A 4490-nucleotide genomic window follows, 5' to 3' on the forward strand; every position below is an offset into this window, starting at 1 on the left:
CGACCGCTTCCGCCAACCGGTCGACCTTGACCCGCTCCCAGTCGGTGTCCTCCTTGTCCGTCTGGGGCAGTTCGACCTTGCGCAGCATCCGGTAGAGCGCCCTGAGCAGGAACAGCGCGAGCAACGTCACCCCGGCGTACACGACAGCCTGCCAGAGCGCCTGGACCCAGCCCGGCATCTCAAAGGGCTCCCCCTCGCGCACCGGCGGCTGCGTGGGCTGGCTCGGCACATCCAGCGTTGGCGGGGTCCGAGTCGGCAGCGGCCTCGGCGACGCACTGAGCGTGCTCTCACTCACCGGCTGCACGCTCCCACCAGCCGACGCGAGCACCACCAGAGCCACCGCGGCAACGCCCAGCATCAACACAGCAGCAAAGGCCACTGCGCTACGACGGCTCGGCTGCATCGGGAAAGCGTATCCCTCGGACTCAGAAGCCTGTGTCGAGCCAAGGCAGGCGGTTGGCTAGGAAGGCCCGGGAGGTTGCTGCGAGTGCCCCTTCGGTCTGCTCGCGGACCAGGCCGGCTGCGCCGAGCAGGGCCAGCGACGGCTTGCCGAGGTACACCGCACCAAGCTCCCGTACTCCGAGCAGAAGGTCCGCCGGGCGATCTGTCTTCGTGCAGGTCGCTCCGGTCGGTCCCCCGCTGAGCTGCCAGTTCGACTGGTTCCAGGGGAGGAAGTCGTCCGTGATGCCGAGCACGACGTCGATGTCTTCCGCGTAGGTCCGCCGGACGAGAGCTCTGCCGACATCGGCCAGCCGCACCCACAGCCCGTCGAGCGTGGTCGCCCCGGGCGCGCGCGGGTCGATCAGGAGTGACAGCAGTGGATCGTCCGACGGCAGCGCCTCGTAGGTGGTCTCGCCGAGCAGGTCCTGGTTCAGCAGGAACTGCCACAGCCGTGCGTGGGAGGCGAGGTCCCGGGCATGCACCCGGGAAACGTCGACGAAGCCCTTGTCCGTGCGCTTGGTCCGGAAATGCGCGTAGCCGGTGATCTCGCCATCGCGCTCAGCCAGTACGCAGCGCAGAGGCGACGCGCCTTTGGCGTCCGTCACCACGTTGTCGCTGACCGAGTACTGCTGCCAGAGCTCGTCATGGTGGAACATGCCCGGGCGTTCCCCGGCTTCGGCATTGTGGATCTTCGCGGTGGTTTCCAGGGACGCGGTCGGGTCGGCGTACCGGAGTCGCACCTCGTCGAGGCCCTCCACCGGACGCATCGCCCGGGAAGTCTTCTTCACGGTGATGAACTGATGGTCCGACCCGAGGCCGTAGCCGAACCGGCCGTAGATCACCGGCTCACTCGCGGTGAGTGCGGCGACCGGTTCGGCCTCCGTCTCGTACAGCTCCGTCAACTGGGCGCGCATCAGGTCGCGCAGGATCCCGCGGCGGGTGTGGGTCGGACTGACGCAGACCATGGTGACTCCGGCGACCGGCAGCCGCCCGCCGGGCACTGTCATCTGCAGGGAGAAAGCCCCGGTGTGTCCGGCCAACTCCTGGTCCTCAGTGGCGACGATGCTCCGGGCCGGCTCCCAGACCCTCCGCTCCGCCTCCAACTGCTCGGGACTCCAAGGAGCGGCGAACCCCAGGTTCAGCAACCCCACCAACTCGGCCCACTCACCCTCGAACCGCCCGATCCCGATCGTCATGCCCCCTGCCTACCAGACATCCCCGTCCATCCGCCTACGAGTTTCCCGGTACTGCGAGGCGGTCGGCTGCGCGCAGTGTGCTGCCGACCGCCTCGAGTGAACTCAGAGGGTGATGGACCAGTTCGTGAGGGTGCCGGTGTCGCCTGGGCCGTTGTCGCCGATGCGGAGGGTCCAGGTGCCTGCGGCGTTCTCGCTGGCCGTGACGTTGTAGGTCTTGGTGGCCGGCAGCGGCTGGCACGTCGTACCGCCGTAGCGCTGCAGGTAGTACCAACGACCGCTCGGCGACACCAGGCTGATGTTCAGATCCTCCAGGCAGGTGTGATTGCCCTCGACCGTCACCTTGATCGGACTGGCCGCCCGGCCGGTCGCCGTCGACCGCGCCGGACTCACCGCGGTCTGGTAGTCCCTGATCGGGAAGTCCGTCCCGTTGCTGAACGTCCTTCCGCTGCTATTGCCCGGCTGGGTCCGTGCGGTGACCGCCGCACTCTGACCCGACTTGTTGCCTGCAGCATCCTTCGCCTGGATGGTGAACGAGTAATTGGTGTCAGGACTCAACCCGGTGATGGTTGCCGCGGTACCGGCGACGGACGCCGCGACAGCGCTGCCGTTGTAGAGGTCGTAGCCGACGACTCCCACGTTGTCGGTGGACGCATCCCACGCCAGGGAGACGCTGTCAGCCGTCGTGCCGGTCGAGCGCGGGTTGGCCGGCGTGGACGGTGCCTCGTCGTCCGGCTCGGTGGGCGCGCCCGTGAGTAGCGTGAGATTCCACTTGGTGAGCGCTTCCTTGACCGGCTGGAAGATGGAGTTGTCCTCGTTCGCCGTACACGTGGAGTTGCCGCCCGAGTGCAGGCCGACCGCTTGGTCGCCGCGCAACCAGGCGCCACCGGAGTCGCCTCCTTGCGAGCACGCCGTCGTCGTGGTCAATCCGTCGATCACCACGTTGCCGTAGTCGATGGTCTGGTTGACCGCGTTGACCTTGCCGCATTCGAAGTTCGGAGCGGTGTTGCCGGAGTGGCACACCGTGTCGCCGACGATCGCGTCCGCCGCGCCGGACACCGTGAGCGCGGGCTGCCCCCAGGTGTTGACCACTGGCGAGATGTTCCAGCCTGTTTCGGTCACCGCGACGACACCCATGTCACCTTCTCGGGCATTCACGCTGCGGCTGCCGCCGACATTCGAAGTACCGAGCTTGTTCCGCTGACCACTTTCTCCGTACGCCGCCTGGTTCGCGTCGTTCGTACAGTGCCCGGCAGTCAGGAAGTGCTTGTTTCCCTGGACATCCGTGGCAGGGAATCCCACGGAACAGTTGCTCTCACTCCCGGGCCACCAAGGATCACCGGGATTCACCTCACCCGCCTGTTGACGAAAGTCCGTGGTCACCTGCACGACCTGTACGCCGTCGCCGAGACCGCCCACCGCCCCATACTCACCGCGGGCCTTCACCACCACCTTGTTGCTGACCGGGTCGATCCCCCAACTCTGCAGACCGGCGTCGCGATCGGCCCGGGCGATCCGGTCCACCTGGGCGAGGAGATTCTCCAACTGTGCCTGGTTGCGAGTGACCAGCTTCGGGGTGGCACCGGCTGCACGGACCCGGGACGCGGCCTGTTCGTTGACCACGGCAACCATCAGGCGGCCGTCGGCGGAGATCCACCGCCCTGCCTGGTCAGGGGTAGCGGGCAGACCGGCTGAGATCTGGTGCGGCGGGGCGGGTTCGGCCGCCGTGGCCGGATTGCCGAGAAGGGTCAGGCAGCCGATGGTCAGTATTGCGGATCCGACCAAGCTGACTGCGGTCGTTCGACGCCGTTGCATCATCGTTCTCCTTGAATTCTCCGGGGAGGGGTGCACCGACCCTAGGAATGAATTCAGGACACCGATATCGGCCGCGGTCCTTTCACAGTTAAGGCATCGCGATCAACAGTTCACTTCTGCGCCGAGGGTTCCCACTGCCAACGGAATCCATAGCGGCCGGGTCCGAAGTTCAGCGCCACGCCATGCACGGAAGGCGCCACCTCCACCCGCAACCCGATCTCTTCGGTCTCATCCAGCTGGGAATACCGCTCACACCGGACCGGCAATCTCAGCGGATCGAAACAGATCTCCAGGACGAACTCCCGGACCGGCAACCGGAATTTGCGTTCGTAGTTGTCCGACGGCGGATAGGGAGCCACATTCACCAGTTCGTGCTCGGTGATCACGGTCTCGCCTTTGCGGAGTGGACGGTCGAACAGCAATTCGGCGACCAGCAGTCCGTCGGCGGGCCGGCGTACCGTGCGACCCAGGCGGCAGTGCCGCAGCGGGCGGATGGCCGGTAGCGGGCGGTCGTGCTCGTCGAGATGCATGATCACCACCCAGCGATCTGGGCCGTCCGCCTCGGCCCGAAGTACCTGCCGGGAGTGGTAGGACCGCTCGCCGCCGTCGGGACCGATGAACACCCGGTCGTGCTGACTGATCCGGGTCAGCCGCTCGTCCCAGTGGATGTCGACCTCGCTGACCGCCTCCTCGACCGCATCGGGCCGCGGCCAGAACGCGGCCACCTCCCGCGCATCCGGGACGGTACTGAGCCAGCGCCCACGCCGCCGAGGTGGTCCGAGGGACGCCGACAGCGTGCCTTCGGGGAGCTCGAGCACCGACTCCAGCAGCTCCACCGCCGCGAGCGAGTCCCGACGCTCGGGCCGGGATCGTCCGGACTGCCAGTAGCTGAGCGTGGCCAGACTGACCGAGATCCCCTGCGCGCGCAGCCGCTCCCGGATCCGCTCCAGCCCCAGCCCCCGCGCCCGGATGGCAGCCCGCAGCACGGCAGCGAACTCAGTCCCTCCGACCTCCAACCGATCCACCATCCGCCACCTCCCG

Annotated in this window: 3 protein-coding genes and 1 pseudogene; all 4 read right to left on the reverse strand. The window is 67.4% G+C overall.

Annotated features, from left to right (window positions below; translation table 11 throughout):
* Positions 1–403 (reverse strand): annotated as a pseudogene (locus tag VFG33_RS40770) (DUF4129 domain-containing protein); the annotation flags it as partial.
* Positions 404–425: 22 nt separating this feature from the next.
* The gene (locus VFG33_RS40775) at positions 426–1637 is read right to left on the reverse strand and encodes a GNAT family N-acetyltransferase (protein WP_325058406.1); all 1212 of its coding nucleotides are present in this window, start codon (positions 1635–1637) and stop codon (positions 426–428) included.
* Between the two features lie 102 nt (positions 1638–1739).
* Complete coding sequence (locus tag VFG33_RS40780; protein WP_325058407.1) at positions 1740–3452, reverse strand: proprotein convertase P-domain-containing protein; 1713 nt, start codon at positions 3450–3452, stop codon at positions 1740–1742.
* A 107-nt stretch (positions 3453–3559) separates the two neighbouring features.
* Positions 3560–4490 (reverse strand): hypothetical protein (locus VFG33_RS40785; RefSeq protein ID WP_325058408.1); only part of this gene is annotated, 931 nt, incomplete at its 5' end.

The organism is Kribbella sp., assembly GCF_035687465.1.
GTDB lineage: Bacteria > Actinomycetota > Actinomycetes > Propionibacteriales > Kribbellaceae > Kribbella.